This is a genomic window from Mesorhizobium sp. M2E.F.Ca.ET.209.01.1.1, assembly GCF_004010375.2.
Lineage (GTDB): Bacteria > Pseudomonadota > Alphaproteobacteria > Rhizobiales > Rhizobiaceae > Mesorhizobium.
The window spans coordinates 1-549 of record NZ_SADP02000106.1; the positions used below are offsets into that span (position 1 = coordinate 1).

The window sequence follows — 549 nt, forward strand, 5'->3', positions numbered from 1 at the left end:
GCTTCCTGCAGCCGCCCGATGGCGTCGGCAATGGAGCCCAGGCACTCGCCGAGACGATCGCAACGTCCAAGCCCCTCGGCTGCTATTCCGCCCAAGGCGTCAACACAAAGACCGGCCAGAACAATGGCCCGGTGCAAGATGCCTTCAATGTTCGCTTCGGCATCAGCCCCAGCGGCAATCGCTTCAACAGCGCCGAGTATGGGCCCGCCGCCAACGTTCGCATGGGCGCATCGACCAGCGGCAACGGCAACGGCAACCAGTGCCCCGCCTACAACAAGCTCACGTTCAACGCGACGGGCAATATGGGCCTGCCCAATGACGCGACCACCCCGTATATGGGCGGGCGTATGGGCGATGGAAACTGGAACCTTTCCACCTACTGGAGCACCAATTTCCAAAGCACCACCCATCCCTCCGCCTGGGACACGACAAAGCCGACCCGATACCAGGTCTACAAGTACGAGATTGCAAACAACCTCGTTGGCCACGCTTCCAACGGAGGCGAGGTAGGAACGCCGCCGAATGCCTGCCTTGCCCCGGTCACGACCG

1 pseudogene is annotated in these 549 nt (G+C 62.3%); it reads left to right on the forward strand.

From position 1 onward, the window contains the following. Positions 1-549, forward strand: a pseudogene (locus EN852_RS34800) (hypothetical protein); the annotation flags it as partial.